Here is a 16,970-nt window from a genome sequence, read left to right as displayed (position 1 = left end):
CTCGTCTTGCCGTTCGAGTCTTGACGATTATTAGAACTCGAATCTATGTTCGTGAACGTTCTTCGATACGATCACATTCGAAAGGTCACGGCATGTCCCGCACGCGCACCCTTCCGATCGCCCTCCTCACCCTCGCCGCGCTGACGGCCTGCGGCTCCCCCGACGAAGCACCGCGGGTAACCACCGCCTACGAATTGCCAGGCGAGCGCGCCTATCCCGAGGGCATCGCGCTGGACGCCCGCACCGGCGACACCTACGTCGGCTCCTACAGCACCGGCGCGATCTACCGCGCCACAGCCGACGCCGAGCGGGCGGAGGTGTTCCTGCCCGAGGGCGCCGACGGGCGGAAGACCGCGAACGGACTGAAGGTCGACGGGTCGGGTCGGCTGTGGGTGACCGACTCGACCGCGGGAGTCGCTGTGTACGACACGGCCTCTCGCGCACTGATCGCCCGCTTCGACGTGCCCGGCGCCGAACCGCGCTTCGTCAACGACGTCGCCATCACGCAGGACGGCACCGCCTACCTCACCGACAGCGTGCGCGCCGTGGTCTACCGGGTCACGCCCGAGCAGGTGCGTGCGGTCGCCGCGCAGGGCGGACGTGGCGAGCTGACACCGCGATTCGAACTCGGCGGCGTCATCGAACCGCGCGAACCGGGGAGTTTCAACCTCAACGGCCTGGTCGCGGACCCGTCCGGGCGGTACCTGCTTGTGGTCGACATGGTCGGCGGCGACCTCTACCGCGTCGATCTCACCGCCGACGCGCCGATCAGGAAAGTCGAACTGAACGGCGGCGACCTGACCAACGGCGACGGCCTCGAGCTGCGCGGCGACACGCTGTGGGCGGTGCACAACTCCACCAACTCCATCTCGCGCTGGACGCTGACCGAGGACGGCGCGTCCGCGCGGCTGGACGAACGGCTCACCGACGAGACCCTGGACATTCCAACCACTTTGGTGCGCGACGGCGAGCGCACGCTGGTGGTCGCGTCGCAGTTCGACAAGGGTGGGCCGATGGGTCCCGGCACTCCTAGCGCCTTCCGCGTCGTATCTGTCGCGGGCATCTGAGCGAGTTGCGGGCGCCCATTAGGGTGAGCCGCATGCTGAAGGCACTGCTCTACGGTCTCGGCACCGCGGTACCGCTGCTGGTCGGCGCGGCCATCGGCCTGCGCTGGTCGTTGCCGAGGCCGCTGCTCGCGTCATTGATGGCGTTCGGCGCGGGCACCATGATCGCGGCGGTGTCCTCGGAACTGTTCGAACCGGCCTTTCATCAGGCGGGCGCGGTGATCGCCGGTGCGGCGCTGTTCGCGGGCGCCGGGGTGTATGTGGTCGCCAATCATCTGATCGAGACGAAATTGGGCGCGGCGGCCATCGGTTGGGCGCTGATGCTCGGCACCATCCTGGACGGCGTTCCCGAGAACCTCGCGCTCGGCGTCTCGCTGACCTCGGGCGGCGGGCTGGTGCTGCTGGTGGCGGTCGCGGTGGGCAACCTGCCGGAGGCCATCGGCGGCGCGGCGCTGATGCGCAGCGAGCACGGATTGAAGCACGCTCGCGCATTCGGGTTGTGGGCGGCGACCGGTGCGGTTCTGGTGCTCGTCACGGTGCTGGGAAACAGTCTCTCGGACAATCTCTCCGACACCCATATCAGCACCGTGCAGGCTTTCGCGGGCGGCGCGACCATCGCCGTTCTTGCCGATTCACTCATGCCGGAGGCCTATCGCGAAGGCGGCTGGTGGGTCGGAATGGCCACGGCGGCAGGTTTTCTGGTCGCCTTCGTGCTGCAGGGGTGAATACGCGGTGAGACCGACGCGCGAATTCACCGGGGGTTGCGGTAGCGATATCCGGTCCGGTGGAATACGCTTCGCGCGGATGAAAACCGCCTCATGGAGGGACTATTGACCACTCCGAGCATGCCGGAGGACGGTGAAGGCGGAACCGGCGTCCGGCGCACCATACCGTTGTCGCAGCTGATACACCTGATGGCCGAGTACGAAAAGCTCGGCACGCACCGCCAAACATTTCTCCCCGCACCGGTGAGCGACACCTTCGTGCGCGGGTGCGGAATCGTCGCGGGCGGACTCGCGGCCGTCGGTGTGATCTGTGCCGCGGTCGGATCCTTCGCGGGCGGAGTCGCTGTCGGCGTCGTCGCGCTGCTGCCTGCCACGCTGGCGTCGGTGCGCGGACGGCAGAACCAGCAGAACCGTTCGGCGCGGCTCGATCTGTTCGATAACGGCATGACCGTGTACCGATCCGGTGAGCAGATCGCCGGATTCCGCTGGGACACCGCCGAAGTGCGCCAACAGGTCATTCCGTTCCAGAACACCTCGCGCGTCGAGTATTCGCTGGAGATGAGCGGACCCAACGGCGCGCACGCGGCTTTCGACGACACCGAGTTCGCCGACGCGCGCGAATGGGGCAGGGCGATCCAGTCCGCCATCACCGGCACGCAATTGCCGCGCGCTGTCCTCAAAATCGACAACGGCGAAACCGTCCACTTCGGCGATATCGGCCTCGACTTGGTCGCCCTCAGCTTCCGCAATCAGGTCTATCCCTGGGACCGCATCCAGCTCATCGACGCCCGCAGCGGACTGGTCCGCATCAAGGTCGACGGCACCTGGATCTCCCTCGCCCCCGTCGCCGCCATCCCCAACTTCTACATCTTCAACGAACTAGCCGAACGCCTCCGCCTCCCCGCCACCACCTGAAGGGTTCTGTCGGGGCGGCGTCAGTTGACAGGCGTGGACGCGGAATCCAAAGACCACGCCGAAACCGACGTCGGAGCTGCAGAATCGACCCCACGGCGGCCTTCGGGCAGTTGTGGGTGTTCGTTGGGTCGCACCAGCCACAGCCGATCTGCGAGCCTGCTTTGGGCGAGGACGTGTCCCACGCACTCGGCACGGGCTTTTCGAACGTCGCGGTGGCCAGCGCCGTCATCGTTTGACGCCGGAACGGCCAGACCTGAGGACGGCAGCCACTGAGTAAGCCCCGACCGACTAGTGGGCCTCACGATCTTCTGCGGCGCAGTACAGCTGACACTTACTATCCGCGTATGCAGCCGCGCAGCTCCGCAGAACTGGGCAACGACTTCCCCTACACAAGCCAAACCGTCTGCTACATCGAAGTCGGAGAGGACGGAACCGTCTCTCATGGCGTGAACATTGACTCTTGGTCCCGGGCCAAGGGCGGAAAGTCTCGATTGTTCGCTGTGTGGCCGGGCCAGTGGCGTAGCGATCTGTTCGTCATCGACGACCTCGATCGTATGGGCGGCGCCTTCGGATTCATTCACAGCGAAGCAGCATCGGGCCTCAAAGAACATGATCACACGGCGAAGTGGGCCCTGAGTAAGTACGAGGCCAATCCCTCCGGCACATATGTCTCGATCGAAGTTCGACTCGAGTGTGGCTGCCGCATAGAGGACATCGATGCCTTCGCGAGGCAGATGAAGCGGCAGAAGGGCTGGGATATCGCCACATCACGCGGATGGGGCAGCCAGTCGGGTCCTGGCCCTCGCAACACGGTGTATTCGATGCGCGCTCGACGCCGAAGCCTCGACTGACCACCGGGCTCACATACGGCGGTAGCACCTTCACTGCCCGGTCGGGCACCGACGGCGATGACGGGAACCAGCCTCAATCCGTTCTATTTTGTTCCCTGGGTCCACTTTGCAGCGAACTCGAACTGCCATTGCGGCTGCGCTGCGTCGAGGGCGCCAGAGATGCTTGTGCCACAACAGGTTCCATTGATTTCACAGCCCCCACTGTCGAAGGGTCGATGACCCGGCTGCGAACTCGTCCGGCGTGCCGACCGCGCGGCCCATCATGAGGTCGATATCGAAGGAATCCGGTGCGCCGAGGACGGCCGAGACCATCTGCCGAGCCGTATCCGTCAAGCCACGCTTGTCGGTGGCGATCGTCCAGTGATCGACCGCAGGCACGTGGACAATCCACGCCGAACCGGCGCAGTGAATCTTCGCCAAGTAGTACAGCGCGCCCCTCTCGTTGAGCGCACACCGCACCGGGAAACCGCGACTCGATGACTCGTCACTGGAACCCAACCCGGTGCCGCGTGCTGAGTCGAAGCTACGAACGGGGGGCGGCGCTGGGCGACTAGTGTGCCAAGATTTGCCAATACTGGTCGACTTCGATTCAGCATTTACACAGGTAGACGGCGTTAGTCTTGATTCTGCAAGAACTTGCACACGCTCGATGGGAGACCTGACCATGCGCTTGCATCTGCTCGGTAAAGGTGGTTCCGGCAAGGACGATTGCCCTTCGCTGTTCGCCACCGACCAGGACAGCTACGTGATCCTCGGATGGAGGACCGACCACCCGGAAACGGTCGAAATCCCACACCTTTTGACCGGCTTCACCGAGCCCCGGACTTACATCGGTACCCCGCTGGTCGATACAGGCCGGGGAACCTTTGCGGTAACCGGCCGACCGATCACCGATCGGGAGACTTTGGATCAAATGACCATGGAAGACTTCGAAACCGCGATCGAAGTGCCCCGGGCAGAGAGGACCTATTTCGGTGGAGTTCCGGCCGACTCGTGACGTACTGCGAGAGTGCCAACGTGAAGCGTTCCGGCTCGAGGTCCGGGACTCCTACGGAGTCCCCGGTGAATCCGAACCGCTGCAACGGTTTCTGAGGGGCGAACCGTTCGATCTGCGCGGGTGGTTCCGCGACTGGTCGGACTTCGTTGGCGAGTTGGTGACCCGCGGAGTGACCGTGAGCCGCGTCCGCGTCGTCACCGTGCCACACACCGATTATCACCGGTGGCTGCTCACCCTCGCGGAGCTGAACGCCGAAGCGGGCGAGAGCATCCGCTACGTCGCCCGCCATCGAGCCGGGGACGTGCCTCCGGATGACGTCTGGCTACTCGATGACGAACGAGCGGCATTCACCCTCACCGATGAGGAAGGCCGCGCGGTCGGCGGTGTCGCGGTGACAACCGATCCGCGGATTGTCGACTATTGCCGGAGTGTGCGTCTGCGACTCTGGCCGCTGGCGACGCCGTACGCCGAGTATGTACGGGTGATGTCACCCAGTGACTAGTTCGGTTCAGGAAGCGAGGCAGGCGCTCGGCCAGCGTCTCCGCGAGATCCGGCGACGTGCCGGCATATCCGGCCGGGAGCTTGCCCGCCTCGAAGGCTGGCACGAGTCGAAGGTATCGAAATACGAGTTCGGAAAGCTGCACGCGTCGGACGCGGTGATCCAGGCTTACTGCCGACACTGCGGTGCCGCAGATCAGCTAGAAGATCTCCTAGCCACGTTGCACCACATAGACAGTGCATACGTCGAGTGGAAACGCCTACTTGGTCCCGGCATCAAGGCCGGACAGCAGCGGCTACAGAAGCTCGAGGCCGAAGCAACGTTCATCCGCAACTATCAGCCGGTCATCGTGACCGGCCTGCTGCAGACGCCGGAATATGCCGAAGCGATGTTGAGGTACGTGGGAGAGTTCTATCAACTACCTGGCGACATCGAGCAGGCCGTAGCCGCTCGGATGCGGCGTCAACAAGTTCTGTACCAGCGGGACAAGCGCTTTCACTTTGTCGTAGGTGAGCAGGCGCTCTACACGACGGTCGGCGACGATCAGGTGATGATCGGTCAGCTGGACCGACTCCTCACTGCCGGAAGTCTTCCCAGGGTCACCTTCGGGATAGTCCCGAAGGCAGCCGAAGCCCGGGTGTTGTTCAACAACTTCGTGCTGTACGACAACCGCCTAGCTGCTGAGGAAGGCTCGACCGCGAAGTTGACTATCACACAGCCGAGGGAGCTCGCTCTCTACCTTCGAGCGTTCGACACGCTCGCCGGTCAATCCGTGACCGGCGAAAAGGCTCGGGAGCTGATACGGCGGGCGCTGGACGACCGAACCCGGATCTAGCCTCTTCGACCGACTGACTCCCGCGCGGGCGCGGCATCTACGGTTGCGCGCCCAGACCTACCCGAGGTTTCCCCTTGGACGACGAGACCGATGCCGCAAAAGTGTCCGAAGTGCTGACCGGCATCTGAGCGTCCGGGCAGACCGACAGCGGTCTCAGGCGTCGAGCGCGCTGAACTCGACCTTCAGGGGATAGGGCTCATTCAGGACGAGCACCTCTTGGTGTGGCTCCGCGCGGCGGTAGGCCGCGCTCGCCCAGTCGAGGCGGTATTCCTGAATGATCTTCACCCGCAGTTCGTCATCGAGATGCACGACCAAGTAGACGGGTATTCCTTCGGCCGCGTATTCGGCTCGCTTGTCGACGGTGTCGACGTACTCGGATCCGGGTGAGACCACCTCGACGACCAACAACACACTGTCGGTGCTCAGCTTGTGGCCGCGCTCGATGCATCGGTGAACCACGACATCAGGCCTACGGAACGAGAACCCAGGGGTATGCGGCCGAATTCTCTGATAGTGCATCTCGAAATCGGTGACGACGCGAATGCACGGCTCTTGCGGACGGGCCGCTTCGAACGCATTGGCCAGCCTGCGGGCCACGATGTTGTGCTCCGAACTTCCACTGCGGCAGAAGATCACTCGGCCGTCGATGACTTCGATCTGCTTCTGCACCTCGTCGGGCAGCGCGTCGTAGCCGTCCTCGGTGATGAGCAGCATCTCCGGATCGTTCGCCCAGGCGGGCAATGTGGTCATGGAGTCCTCGCTCTCGAGCAGGCGGCACCGCACATCTTATGCGGAAGGCCGGTCCACCCGAGGGTGGACCGGCCTTCGTGACTAGCGGGAACTCGCTGATCCGAGGATCAGAAGTCCATGCCGCCCATGCCACCGGTCGGGTCGCCGGCGGGAGCGGCGGCCTTCTCCGGCTTGTCGGCGACGACGGCCTCGGTGGTCAGGAACAGGGCCGCGATGGAGGCCGCGTTCTGCAGGGCCGAGCGGGTGACCTTGACCGGGTCGGCGACGCCGGCGGCCAGCAGGTCCTCGTACTCGCCGGAGTCGGCGTTCAGGCCGCTGCCCGCGGGCAGGTTGGCGACCTTCTCGGCGACCACGCCGGGCTCGAGGCCGGCGTTGAAGGCGATCTGCTTCAGCGGAGCCGACAGCGCGACGCGCACGATGTTCGCGCCGGTGGCCTCGTCACCGGTCAGGTTCAGCGCGTCCAGCGCCGGAGCCGACTGCAGCAGGGCCACGCCACCACCGGCGACGATGCCCTCTTCGACGGCGGCCTTCGCGTTGCGGACGGCGTCCTCGATGCGGTGCTTGCGCTCCTTGAGCTCCACCTCGGTGGCCGCGCCCGCCTTGATCACCGCGACACCGCCTGCCAGCTTGGCCAGACGCTCCTGCAGCTTCTCACGGTCGTAGTCCGAGTCGGAGTTCTCGATCTCGGTGCGGATCTGCGCGACGCGGCCCTTGATGGCCTCCGCGTCGCCCGCGCCCTCGACGATGGTGGTCTCGTCCTTGGTGACGACGACCTTGCGCGCCTGGCCGAGCAGCTCGACACCGGCGGTCTCCAGCGAGAGGCCGACCTCTTCGCTGATGACCTCGCCACCGGTCAGGATGGCGATGTCGGCGAGCTGAGCCTTGCGGCGGTCACCGAAGCCCGGGGCCTTGACGGCGACGGACTTGAAGGTGCCGCGGATCTTGTTGACCACCAGGGTCGACAGGGCCTCACCCTCGACGTCCTCGGCGATGATCAGCAGCGGCTTGCCTGCCTGGATGACCTTCTCCAGCAGCGGCAGCAGGTCCTTGACGGTCGAAACCTTCGAGCCGACCAGCAGGATGTACGGGTCCTCGAGGACCGCTTCCTGACGCTCGGGGTCGGTCACGAAGTAGCCGGAGATGTAGCCCTTGTCGAAGCGCATGCCCTCGGTCAGCTCCAGCTGGAGGCCGAAGGTGTTGCTCTCCTCGACGGTGATGACGCCTTCCTTGCCGACCTTGTCCATGGCCTCGGCGATCAGCTCACCGATGGACGCGTCGCCGGCCGAGATACCGGCGGTGGCGGCGATCTGCTCCTTGGTCTCGACCTCCTTGGCGGTGTCGAGCAGCTTGGCGGTGACGGCCTCGACGGCCTTCTCGATGCCGCGCTTCAGACCCAGCGGGTTCGCGCCGGCCGCGACGTTGCGCAGGCCCTCGCGCACCAGCGCCTGAGCCAGGACGGTGGCGGTGGTGGTGCCGTCGCCCGCGACGTCGTCGGTCTTCTTGGCGACTTCCTTGACCAGCTCGGCGCCGATCTTCTCGTACGGGTCCTCCAGCTCGATCTCCTTGGCGATGGAAACACCATCGTTGGTGATCGTGGGGGCGCCCCACTTCTTCTCCAGGACGACGTTGCGACCCTTGGGGCCCAGCGTCACCTTGACCGCGTCGGCGAGGCTGTTCAGACCCCGCTCGAGACCGCGACGGGCCTCTTCGTCGTACGCAATTGTCTTGGCCATTGCGTTGGAATCCTCCATTAGTAATGGGGCTGACACACAGGACGACCCCTTTCGGATCGCCCCATTTACGCTGGCCAGGTTCGGTGCCCGCGACGGACGACCGAGGGTGTCGATGAAACCCGGTCTCACCGTCCCGACCCTGGCACTCACAGGTCGAGAGTGCCAAAGCCATTTCTAGCACTCGAGGGTGGCGAGTGCAAGGTCCGGGCCGCGAAGGGGCGTGCGCGGCTCGCGGCTCAGTGCCGGTCGTCGATGCGCAGGACCAGCGCGACGAACGCGTCGGTCCGGCGCTCGTCCGGCGTCCTCGGTTCCTCGTTGTCCACGGTGACGAGCTCGGCGTCGTGCAGCAGCAGTTCGGCCTCCACGCGCATGATGGCCCGGATGAACGGGGGCGCCACTTCGGGCGGCAGATCACCGTTCACGATGTATTCGCCGTCGGGTCCGGATTCGGTCGACACATAGGACAGAGCGCGCAACAAGTCGGCGCGGCGTTCGCCCGCGACTAGGTCGGAATCCGTATCAGCCGATTCATCCGCCATCGCTATAGCTTAGCGGTCGGCGGTGACGCGCCTCGGTCGAGCAATCGGCCAGCACACCGCACCCCGCCCACGTCGGCGCGGATCGGCGGCTGGGGGCTGAGTCTACGGAGATTTCCGCCCGAGGAGGTACGCCTAAAGTGACCGGGTGAGTGTTGGACCCGGCCGGGATGCGATCGATGGCGCCCTGGCACAGCTGTACGGCGAGCTACAACCGGTGCACTGGACGGTCGGGCACCCCTGGTCACTGGGCGGGCCGGACCCGTTGGAGGGTGTCAGCGCGTACCCGCGCACCGATCCGGTCCCGCATTGGCATTACGTCGGGTACGGCATGAGCGAGCTCGGTCAGAAGGAATGGGACGATCCGGACGTCTCCGGGTGGGGATTCGAGTTCACGTTCCGGCTGGCGGGCGATCCCGCCGAGGCGCAGGCGCCGATCTGGCCCGCGCACTTCTTGCAGAACCTCGCCAGGTACGTCTTCCAGTCGGGTAAGTGGTTCGAGCCCGGCCACACCATCAAGGCGAACGGCCCCCTCGCCGCGGACCGGCCGGACTCGGCGATCCAAGCCGTCGGCTTCGTCGCCGATCCGGAGCTCGGCACCATCGCGACCCCCAACGGCCGGGTCGCCTTCCTGCAAATCGTCGGCCTGACGATGACCGAGTACCAGGCCGCGCTCGGCGGGAAGCTGCTCGCGCTGCTGGACGGTCTCGCGCCGCGGCTCCCGCTGTTCGTCACCGATATCGACCGGGAATCGCTGGTCGCCGCCCCCAAACCGCAGGCGCAGTGGCCGCGGTGGGGCGGCGGCTTGCGCGGGCGGGCGTAGGGCCCGCGAACGCCGCCCGGTCGCACGAGTTCGACGCGTTCCGAGCACGGCGGAGCGCCGCACGCGCGACGCGGCGGCGGCGCGCACGTGCGGCATGCGCGTAACGAAAAGCCCTCAGCGACAAGGACACCCGGCTCCGACGCGGATCGCGCTCCCGCACGACCACGAGGAGCGCCGCGGCGACGAGGGCGGCCGTTGCGATCCGGCCGCCGTGCCGCCACACCCTCACGGCTTCTTGGCGGCGATCACCGAAAGCAGTTCCAGCAGGTGCGCTTCGGTTTTCGCCTTGTCCATGCCGAGGTCGGTCAGGAGCCCGGCGCCGTTCTCCTGTTCGAGGATGGCGAGCAGGATGTGTTCGGTGCCGATGTAGTTGTGGCCGAGGCGAAGTGCCTCGCGGAAGGTCAGCTCGAGCGCCTTCTTGGCCTCGGGATCGAAAGGCACCAGACCAGTGGGCGCCTCGTCGCCGGATTCGGCGGGCGGCAGCGCGGCGGTCGCGGCGGCGCGCACCTCCTCGAGATCGAGCTTCGCGGTCTGCATCTCTTTGGCGGCAAGGCCTTCCGGCTCGCTCAGCAGCCCGAGCACCAGGTGCGGCAGCCCGATGAGCTTGTTGCCCGCGGTGAGCGCGGCCTGCTGGGAGGCCATCACCGCCTCGCGGGCGCGGGGGGTGAACTTGGCGAATCCCGCGTTCGGATCCATCGCGGCCGCGTCGGCCGGGTCACCGGGACCCTTCGCGACGAACCGCTTCTGCGCGGCCTGCTTGGTGACGCCCATGCTGGCGCCGATATCGGTCCAGGACGCGCCGGAGCGGCGGGCCTGGTCCACGAAGTGGCCGATCAGGTGATCGGCCACTTCGCCGAGGTGACCGGCGGCGATGACCGCGTCGGAGAGCTGCTCGAGCACGTTGTCCGGCCGAGCCTTCTTTATGGCGGAGATGAGGTCGTCGAGACGAATCGAAGAAGTCATGCGTCAACCATAGGTTGACGACACGCCTGCGTCAACCGTTGGTTGACGATCTTGATCGCCCGCTGATTCCCATCCCCGCCAGCGTCGGTCCGTCGTGGGCCGGTCGCCAGTCAGGCCGCCCGTCGCCGCATCCGGCGATGGCGACGACTGCCGCATGGTGGAAGCCGGGTGCGAGCACGGCGGTCGAAGGACCAGCCCAGCGGCCCTACCCAGACCTCGCGTCGGCCGCCGCACCGCGCACGACGAGCTCGTTGACCACCGCAGCTACCGCAGCCGCCGCTCAGCGTACGAGCTCGTCGACCACCGCCCCTACCGCAACCCCGCAGCCGCAGCCGCACCGCGCACGACGAGCTCCTTGACTCGCGCCCCAACCCACCCGCGCAGCACGGTCCGCGCCGGGGTGTCGTCGGCGTGCAGAAACTGGATGACCGCGTCCCGCCGCCCGAGGCTGATGCACTGGAAGACGTAACGGAACCGCAGTTCACGCGGGTCCCGCCCGCGCATCCGCGCCGTGGCCGCGTCGGCCGCGTACTTGCCGGTCGGCAGCGCCGTCGCGCAGGCCATCCGCAGCGACCGCTCGCCGGGACCGGCGACCACCGCGCTGTCGCCCGCGGCGTAGATGTCCGGATGCGAGAGCGAGCGCAGCGACTCGTCCGTCAGCACCCGGCCAGCGCCGTCCACCTCGAGACCGGCGCGGGCGGCGAGATCGGGCACGCCGAACCCGGTGGTCCACACCGTGGTGTCGGCCGCGACGAATTCACCGTTCGTCAGTCGGACACCGTCCGCGGTCACCTCGACCACCTTCGCGTCCGAGCGGATCTCGACGCCCAAGCGCTCCAACACTTTCCGAATGTGCGTGACCGCTCTCGCCGAGAGCCAAGCGCCCGGCTCGTCGGGACTGAGCAGCAGCACGCGCGAATCCGGCTGGGACTCGGCGAGTTCCGCGGCCAGCTCGATGCCGGTGGCGCCCGCGCCGACGACGGCGACGGTTCCCTTCGCCGTCCATACCGAATCCTCGGGCGTCGCAACGGTTCTGGCGAACTCCGTGACACCGGGGACGCCGACGGGATCGGCGAGACTGCCCAGGGCGTAGATCAGGACGTCGTAGTCGATGGAAGCACCGCTGTCCAGCTCGACCCGCTTGCCAACGGTGTCGATGTCCGTCGCCCGCGCCCGAACGAATCGAATACCCTTGCGCTCCAAGAGTTCCGCCAAGTCCCAGCGGCGCACCCGCTGCCCGGCGACCTGCTGGTGCAACCGCACCCGCTCGACGAACTCGGCCCGCGCGTCGACAACCGTGACGCGCGCGTCCCCGGCTCGCGCGGCCAGCCGCTTGGCCGCGGCCAGTCCCGCGTACCCGGCGCCAAGAACGACGATGTGCTGATTCCCGGTCATGATGGTGGCTCCTCTCGTTGGCCGATACCACTCAGACCGGACAGGCCCCCGTTTCCTGACAGTCCGCGGCATGAGCCGCGTCACACCGGGGAACAGCTACGCCCGAGCGGCGGCGAGGTAGGCCAGCTTGTCGGGGTTGACGACGAGGTACAGCTCGTCGACGAGCTCGCCGTCGAGCTCGAAACCGACCATCAGCACGGGATTCTCGGCGACCCGCACGACCATCGCCAAGGCGCCGTTGACCTCTTCGATCCCGAATTCCATGCCCGGGACCGCCCAGCGGAACAGGCCGGCGAGGTAGCGCGCGACCCGGTCGGCGCCGTGCACCGGACGCCGCGCGGCGTTGATCCGGCCGCCGCCGTCCGCCGTGGCGGTGACGTCGGCGGCGAGCATCCGGCCGAGCTCATCGATCTCGCCGGAACGCGCCGCGTCCAGGAAACGCTGGATCAGCGCCCTCGCGTGGGCGGGTTCGATCACGAAGCGGGTCCGGCCGTCGCGGACGCGCTGACCGGCCCTGCGGTAGGTCTGCTGGGACGCCGCTTCGCTCAGGTCGAGCATGTCGGCGATCTCGCGGTGCGCGTACCCGAACGCCTCGCGCAGCACGAAGACGGCGCGCTCCACCGGATTCAGCCGCTCCAGCGCAGTGAGCAGCGCCAACGAGACCAGCTCGCGTTCCTCGACGGTCTCCAGCGGACCGAGTTCACCGTCCGCGGTGAGCACCGGCTCTGGCAGCCACGGGCCGACGTAGGTCTCGCGCCGCGCCCGCGCCGAAACAAGCCAGGTGCGGCAGAGATTCACGACGGCGGTGGTGAGCCAGGCCTCCACGGAGCGGATGGTGGCCCGGTCGGTGCCGTCCCAGCGCAGGTAGGTCTCCTGCACCGCGTCCTCGGCCTCGGTGGCCGAGCCGAGCATGCGGTAGGCGAGCGCGAACAACCGAGGGCGATGCGCCTGGAATTCGCGCAGTCCGTCGGGTTCCACTCCTCACCTTCCTCCGCTCGCCGTCCGCGTCGTCAGAGTTCGGTCAGCGCGCGGCGCAGGTGTCAGCGCACAACGTCGTCCGCTTGTTCCCGGCGTCCACCGGGCCTGCGCAACCGCAGCCGCGCGGTCGAACCGCGGAAACCGGAGGGGATCGCCGGACGACGCCGTTGTGCCCGGCGCTGCGCCCGGCGTTCGGCGGGCTTGTGCTGCCAGGTCTCCGGCCGCGCCGCCACCCAGCGCTGCGAATGCCAGGCGAACGGAATGTGGCCCAGGTACAGCGCGACGAGGATCAGCAGCAGGATGATCGGATAGGTCACCAGCAGGGCCGCCGCCACCGCGACGAGCACCAGCAGACCGGCCGCCGCCTGCGGCGCCACCGACACCGACTTCATCGCCAGCGTCGGAATCGTGCTGACGCACAAGGCTCCCGCGAACACCGTCCAGGCCGCGACCTCGTAGAAGCCGACCCACCAGCCGTCGCCGAACTGCACGAGCAGCGCGATCGGCACGAGCGCGATCAGCGCGCCGGCCGGAGCGGGCACGCCGACGAAATACTCACGCGCCCAATCGGGTCTGGTGTCGTCGTCCATCAGGGTGTTGAACCTGGCGAGGCGCAGCACGATGCTCACCGCGAACAGCAGCGCGATGATCCATCCCGCGCTGTTCTGGTCGAGCAGCGCGATGTACAGCACCAATGCGGGCGCGACGCCGAACGAGATCGCGTCGGACAGCGAATCGAGTTCCGCGCCCATCTTGGTGGTCGCGTCGAGCATCCTGGCCAAGCGGCCGTCGAGGGTGTCGAGCACCGCGGCGGCGCCGACCATGGCCAGCGCGATGTCGAGTTCGCCGTCCAGCGCGAACTTCACCGCGGACAGACCCGAGGCCAGCGCCAGGATCGTCACGATGCTCGGAAGCAGCCGGACGCTGCGGCGCCTGCGCCGTTGGTTGGGCACAGCCGCTTCCATCATGACAACACGGCCAGAACGGTCTCGCCCCCGATGGTGCGCTGGCCCGGCTGCACCAGCAGCTCGGTTCCCGCGGGGAAGTAGGTGTCGACCCGGGAGCCGAAGCGGATCAAACCGTAGGTGTCGCCGATGGTCAGCACGTCGCCGACCTGCGCGTCGCACACGATGCGCCGGGCAAGAAGACCGGCGATCTGCACCACGACGAGCTGCTTGCCCGCCGGGGTCTCCAGCAGCATGCTGTTGCGCTCGTTGACCGAGCTGGCCTCGGGCAGATCGGCCGAGCGGAACTGACCCGCCTGATGGTGCACGGCGCGGACCGTGCCGGAGACCGGGGTGCGCTGCACGTGCACGTCCAGCACCGAGAGGAAGATGCTCACCCGGGGCAGCGGCTGATCGCCGAGCCCGAGCTCCGCTGGCGGCGCGGCCGTGTCGACCAGCGCGATCTCACCGTCGGCCGGGGCTACGACCGCGCCCGCCCGGTTCGGCGGAACCCGCTTCGGGTGCCGGAAGAAGGTGGCGCAGGCCGCCGCGGCGACCAGACCCGTCCGGCGCACCCATTTGCGCTTGCCGCCCACCACCGCGACCGCGAGCGGCGCGGCGACGAAGGGCAGCCCCGCGGGATGCAGCGGGGGAATGGCGGCCCGTACCAAGTCGACGACGTGGCCGACTCCGGTGGTTTCGGGCGTGCCGGGCGGGGTGGGACGGCGTGCCACAGGCTCCTCTTTCGTGCTAGATGCAGTCGGTTGCGCCCTTCAACGATAGGTCGGGCGCAAGCGATCACACCTTACGGGAGGAGCCTGTGACGCGTCCGGTCAGCGCAATGCCCTGCGGCCGGTGACCAGTCCGACCAGGAACAGCAGAATCACCGCGCCACCCAGGCAGGTGAAGAAGCTGAACCACAGCCCGCCACCTTCGACGTCGACGCCGAGCAGCTTGAGCAGGAATCCGCCGAGCAGGCCGCCGATGATGCCGACGACGATGTTCAGCAAGATGCCCTGTTGGGCGTCTGTTTTCATGATCTTGCTTGCGATCCAGCCGGCAAGACCGCCGATGATGATCCAGCCGATAATCCCGAGACCGAGCATGGTGACCTCGCATCACTAGTTGGGATGCACGCCGAGCAGTAGAAGGACGTGCTTTCGGCGATATACCCGGCGATTGTGAGAATACGCACTCGCCCGGCAACCCTCGGGTAATATGAGGGAGCCTCATGTCTAAGTTTCGTAGCCATGGCAAACCGATGAGGAGTTCGAGGCTCCGCCGGATCCCCGGCAGCAGCGCCGCAGGTATTAGGAGACGCATCATGTCTGCTCGAATCGCCCAGACCACCGGGGCTGAGCACACCGCGATCCTCGGGCTCGGCGTCTATCGCCCGGCCCGTGTGGTCACCAATGACGAAGTTGCGGGACCGATCAACTCCAGCGACGAGTGGATCCAGACCCGGTCGGGCATCAAGACCCGACGTTTCGCCTCCGAGGACGAAACGATTCAAAGCATGAGCGTGGCGGCCGCGCAGAACGCGCTGGCGGCGGCGGGCGTGGATTACGACGAGGTCGACTGCGTCATCGTCGCCACGTCGACGCATCTGCTGCTGACACCCGCGGCCGCCCCGCGCATCGCCACCGAGCTCGGCATGAACGGCGTAGCCGCGTTCGACGTCTCCGCGGGCTGCGCGGGTTTCTGTCACGCGCTGGCGCTGGCGTCGGACCTCGTGCGGTGCGGCACCTCGAAGAACGTGCTGGTGATCGGTGTGGAGAAGTTGACGAACACCATCAACATGACCGACCGCTCGACCGCGTTCCTGTTCGCCGACGGCGCGGGCGCCGTGGTGGTCGGTCCCTCCGAAGAGCCGGGCATCGGCCCGACCGTTTGGGGCTCGGACGGCACCCAGCACCACGCGATCCGCCAGGACAAGGACTGGATGGAGTACTTCGCCGAGATCGAGGAGAAGGGCCTCGACGCGGTCCGGCCGTACCTGACCATGGAGGGCACCGCCGTCTTCCGGTGGGCCGCCCACTCGCTGGAGAAGGTGTGCCGCGACGCGATCGACCGCGCCGGACTCTCCACCGACGACATGCAGGCGATGATCCCGCACCAGGCCAACGGCCGGATCATCGAGATCATGGCGCGGGTGCTCAAGCTGCCGGAGGAGTGCGCGCTCGCCCACGACATCGAAGAGACCGGCAACACCTCGGCCGCGTCCATTCCGCTCGCCATGGAGGCGTTGCTACGCAACGGCGAGTCGAAGCCGGGTGACACCGCGCTGCTCATCGCCTTCGGCGCCGGGCTTTCCTACGCCGCACAGGTCGTCAAGCTGCCGAGCTGGAAGTAAGGCGTACCTCCGCCTTCACTCCGGCCATGCGCGGGCGATCGACGTCCAGCAGCGCCTGTTGAGTGCCAAAACGCCCTCGTCCCGCAACTCGGGGTGAGGGCGTCGGCGTGCCTGGCTGCCGATCGAAGCTCAGGCGCCCGTCTCGGCGGTGGCCTTGATCTTGGCGAGCGTCGCGTTCATCCCGCGAACCAGGTTGGCCTCGAACGCCTGCTCGCCGCCGAGCACGGTGTCGATTGCCTTGCGCACCGCCCAGGTGACGCCGTTGGACACATCGCGGCGCTCGATCAGCCGGGTGCCGGTCGCGGTCGGCTCCAGCGTGTAGCTCCAGACCGTGCGGTTCTCGTTCATCCGGAAGGCGAAGGCCTGGTTCGGCTCGAACCGCACGATGCGGGAGGTCGTCGGCCAGCGCTTCCAGCCGTCCTTGTTCCAGTTCACCGTCCAGGTGCCCGCCTTCGGCGTGCCGAGCGGAACCATCCGGACCGTCATCGGACTGAACTCGGGCATGCGCTTCAGGTCCGAGACGATCTGCCAGACCCGCTCCGGCGGTGCGGCGATGTCGACGGTCGCTTCGAGGTGGTTGGGCAACGCTGCCTCCGGTGGTGCGCGGTC

Annotated in this window: 20 protein-coding genes; 9 read left to right on the top strand and 11 right to left on the bottom strand. The window is 67.1% G+C overall.

Annotated features, from left to right (window positions below):
- The first annotated feature begins 92 nt into the window (after positions 1 to 92).
- From NAM01S_RS28690 to NAM01S_RS28675, 4 genes are all read left to right on the top strand, one after another.
- Positions 93 to 1,067: an SMP-30/gluconolactonase/LRE family protein gene (locus NAM01S_RS28690; RefSeq protein ID WP_067791183.1), complete on the top strand. Its 975-nt coding sequence runs from the start codon at positions 93 to 95 to the stop codon at positions 1,065 to 1,067.
- A gap of 32 nt (positions 1,068 to 1,099) precedes the next feature.
- On the top strand, positions 1,100 to 1,789 hold the full coding sequence (locus NAM01S_RS28685) for a ZIP family metal transporter (protein WP_067791181.1): 690 nt from the start codon (positions 1,100 to 1,102) through the stop codon (positions 1,787 to 1,789).
- A gap of 105 nt (positions 1,790 to 1,894) precedes the next feature.
- A complete protein-coding gene (locus tag NAM01S_RS28680; protein WP_245910109.1) occupies positions 1,895 to 2,704 on the top strand; it encodes a DUF6585 family protein in 810 nt (269 codons plus the stop codon).
- Positions 2,705 to 3,048: 344 nt separating this feature from the next.
- Complete coding sequence (locus NAM01S_RS28675; protein ID WP_067791177.1) at positions 3,049 to 3,555, top strand: hypothetical protein; 507 nt, start codon at positions 3,049 to 3,051, stop codon at positions 3,553 to 3,555.
- A 189-nt stretch (positions 3,556 to 3,744) separates the two neighbouring features.
- On the opposite strand, the gene NAM01S_RS28670 is transcribed toward NAM01S_RS28675, so the two are convergent.
- Positions 3,745 to 3,933 carry a hypothetical protein gene (locus tag NAM01S_RS28670; protein ID WP_157107964.1) on the bottom strand — a complete coding sequence of 63 codons (189 nt, stop codon included), beginning with the start codon at positions 3,931 to 3,933 and terminating at the stop codon, positions 3,745 to 3,747.
- 271 nt (positions 3,934 to 4,204) lie between these two features.
- Here NAM01S_RS28670 and NAM01S_RS28665 point away from each other — a divergent pair, with 271 nt between their 5' ends.
- From NAM01S_RS28665 to NAM01S_RS28655, 3 genes are read left to right on the top strand one after another with little or no spacing between them, the layout of a single operon-like run.
- Positions 4,205 to 4,552, top strand: a complete 348-nt coding sequence (locus tag NAM01S_RS28665; protein ID WP_253799470.1) for a hypothetical protein — start codon at positions 4,205 to 4,207, stop codon at positions 4,550 to 4,552.
- The gene (locus NAM01S_RS37440; RefSeq protein ID WP_372511745.1) at positions 4,530 to 5,054 is read left to right on the top strand and encodes a DUF6879 family protein; all 525 of its coding nucleotides are present in this window, start codon (positions 4,530 to 4,532) and stop codon (positions 5,052 to 5,054) included. Before NAM01S_RS28665 ends, NAM01S_RS37440 begins: the two co-directional genes overlap by 23 nt.
- Complete coding sequence (locus tag NAM01S_RS28655; RefSeq protein WP_067791170.1) at positions 5,047 to 5,886, top strand: helix-turn-helix domain-containing protein; 840 nt, start codon at positions 5,047 to 5,049, stop codon at positions 5,884 to 5,886. The genes NAM01S_RS37440 and NAM01S_RS28655 overlap by 8 nt, the downstream gene beginning before the upstream one ends.
- Before the next feature lie 153 nt (positions 5,887 to 6,039).
- Here NAM01S_RS28655 and NAM01S_RS28650 read toward each other — a convergent pair whose 3' ends face one another.
- From NAM01S_RS28650 to NAM01S_RS28640, 3 genes are all read right to left on the bottom strand, one after another.
- A complete protein-coding gene (locus NAM01S_RS28650) occupies positions 6,040 to 6,636 on the bottom strand; it encodes a Uma2 family endonuclease (RefSeq protein WP_067791243.1) in 597 nt (198 codons plus the stop codon).
- 107 nt (positions 6,637 to 6,743) lie between these two features.
- The gene (gene groL / locus NAM01S_RS28645) at positions 6,744 to 8,369 is read right to left on the bottom strand and encodes a chaperonin GroEL (protein ID WP_067791241.1); all 1,626 of its coding nucleotides are present in this window, start codon (positions 8,367 to 8,369) and stop codon (positions 6,744 to 6,746) included.
- A gap of 236 nt (positions 8,370 to 8,605) precedes the next feature.
- Complete coding sequence (locus NAM01S_RS28640; RefSeq protein WP_067791162.1) at positions 8,606 to 8,908, bottom strand: hypothetical protein; 303 nt, start codon at positions 8,906 to 8,908, stop codon at positions 8,606 to 8,608.
- Between the two features lie 145 nt (positions 8,909 to 9,053).
- Between NAM01S_RS28640 and NAM01S_RS28635 the strand changes: the two genes are divergently transcribed.
- A complete protein-coding gene (locus NAM01S_RS28635) occupies positions 9,054 to 9,728 on the top strand; it encodes a suppressor of fused domain protein (RefSeq protein ID WP_067791160.1) in 675 nt (224 codons plus the stop codon).
- Positions 9,729 to 9,953: 225 nt separating this feature from the next.
- Here the strand turns inward: NAM01S_RS28635 and NAM01S_RS28630 are convergent, their stop codons facing one another.
- The 6 genes from NAM01S_RS28630 to NAM01S_RS28605 form a co-directional block, all read right to left on the bottom strand.
- Positions 9,954 to 10,691 (bottom strand): Clp protease N-terminal domain-containing protein, encoded by a 738-nt coding sequence (locus NAM01S_RS28630; protein ID WP_067791155.1) that lies wholly within the window; start codon positions 10,689 to 10,691, stop codon positions 9,954 to 9,956.
- A 309-nt stretch (positions 10,692 to 11,000) separates the two neighbouring features.
- On the bottom strand, positions 11,001 to 12,086 hold the full coding sequence (locus NAM01S_RS28625; RefSeq protein WP_067791153.1) for an NAD(P)/FAD-dependent oxidoreductase: 1,086 nt from the start codon (positions 12,084 to 12,086) through the stop codon (positions 11,001 to 11,003).
- A 96-nt stretch (positions 12,087 to 12,182) separates the two neighbouring features.
- Positions 12,183 to 13,064, bottom strand: a complete 882-nt coding sequence (locus NAM01S_RS28620) for an RNA polymerase sigma-70 factor (protein WP_067791148.1) — start codon at positions 13,062 to 13,064, stop codon at positions 12,183 to 12,185.
- Positions 13,065 to 13,126: 62 nt separating this feature from the next.
- On the bottom strand, positions 13,127 to 14,029 hold the full coding sequence (locus NAM01S_RS28615; protein ID WP_067791147.1) for a CDP-alcohol phosphatidyltransferase family protein: 903 nt from the start codon (positions 14,027 to 14,029) through the stop codon (positions 13,127 to 13,129).
- Positions 14,029 to 14,742 carry a phosphatidylserine decarboxylase gene (locus NAM01S_RS28610; RefSeq protein WP_067791146.1) on the bottom strand — a complete coding sequence of 238 codons (714 nt, stop codon included), beginning with the start codon at positions 14,740 to 14,742 and terminating at the stop codon, positions 14,029 to 14,031. The genes NAM01S_RS28615 and NAM01S_RS28610 overlap by 1 nt, the downstream gene beginning before the upstream one ends.
- Positions 14,743 to 14,841: 99 nt before the next feature.
- Positions 14,842 to 15,114: a GlsB/YeaQ/YmgE family stress response membrane protein gene (locus NAM01S_RS28605; RefSeq protein ID WP_067791145.1), complete on the bottom strand. Its 273-nt coding sequence runs from the start codon at positions 15,112 to 15,114 to the stop codon at positions 14,842 to 14,844.
- Between the two features lie 218 nt (positions 15,115 to 15,332).
- Here NAM01S_RS28605 and NAM01S_RS28600 point away from each other — a divergent pair, with 218 nt between their 5' ends.
- Positions 15,333 to 16,361, top strand: coding sequence for a beta-ketoacyl-ACP synthase III (locus tag NAM01S_RS28600; protein ID WP_067791144.1), 1,029 nt, complete (start codon positions 15,333 to 15,335; stop codon positions 16,359 to 16,361).
- A gap of 129 nt (positions 16,362 to 16,490) precedes the next feature.
- Here NAM01S_RS28600 and NAM01S_RS28595 read toward each other — a convergent pair whose 3' ends face one another.
- Positions 16,491 to 16,946, bottom strand: a complete 456-nt coding sequence (locus tag NAM01S_RS28595) for an SRPBCC family protein (RefSeq protein ID WP_067791143.1) — start codon at positions 16,944 to 16,946, stop codon at positions 16,491 to 16,493.
- Positions 16,947 to 16,970 lie beyond the last annotated feature (24 nt).

Origin of the sequence: Nocardia amikacinitolerans NBRC 108937, assembly GCF_001612615.1 — a bacterium.
Taxonomy (GTDB): domain Bacteria; phylum Actinomycetota; class Actinomycetes; order Mycobacteriales; family Mycobacteriaceae; genus Nocardia; species Nocardia amikacinitolerans.
Note: the sequence above shows the minus strand (reverse complement) of the source record. Positions and strands in the feature narration are given on the sequence as shown.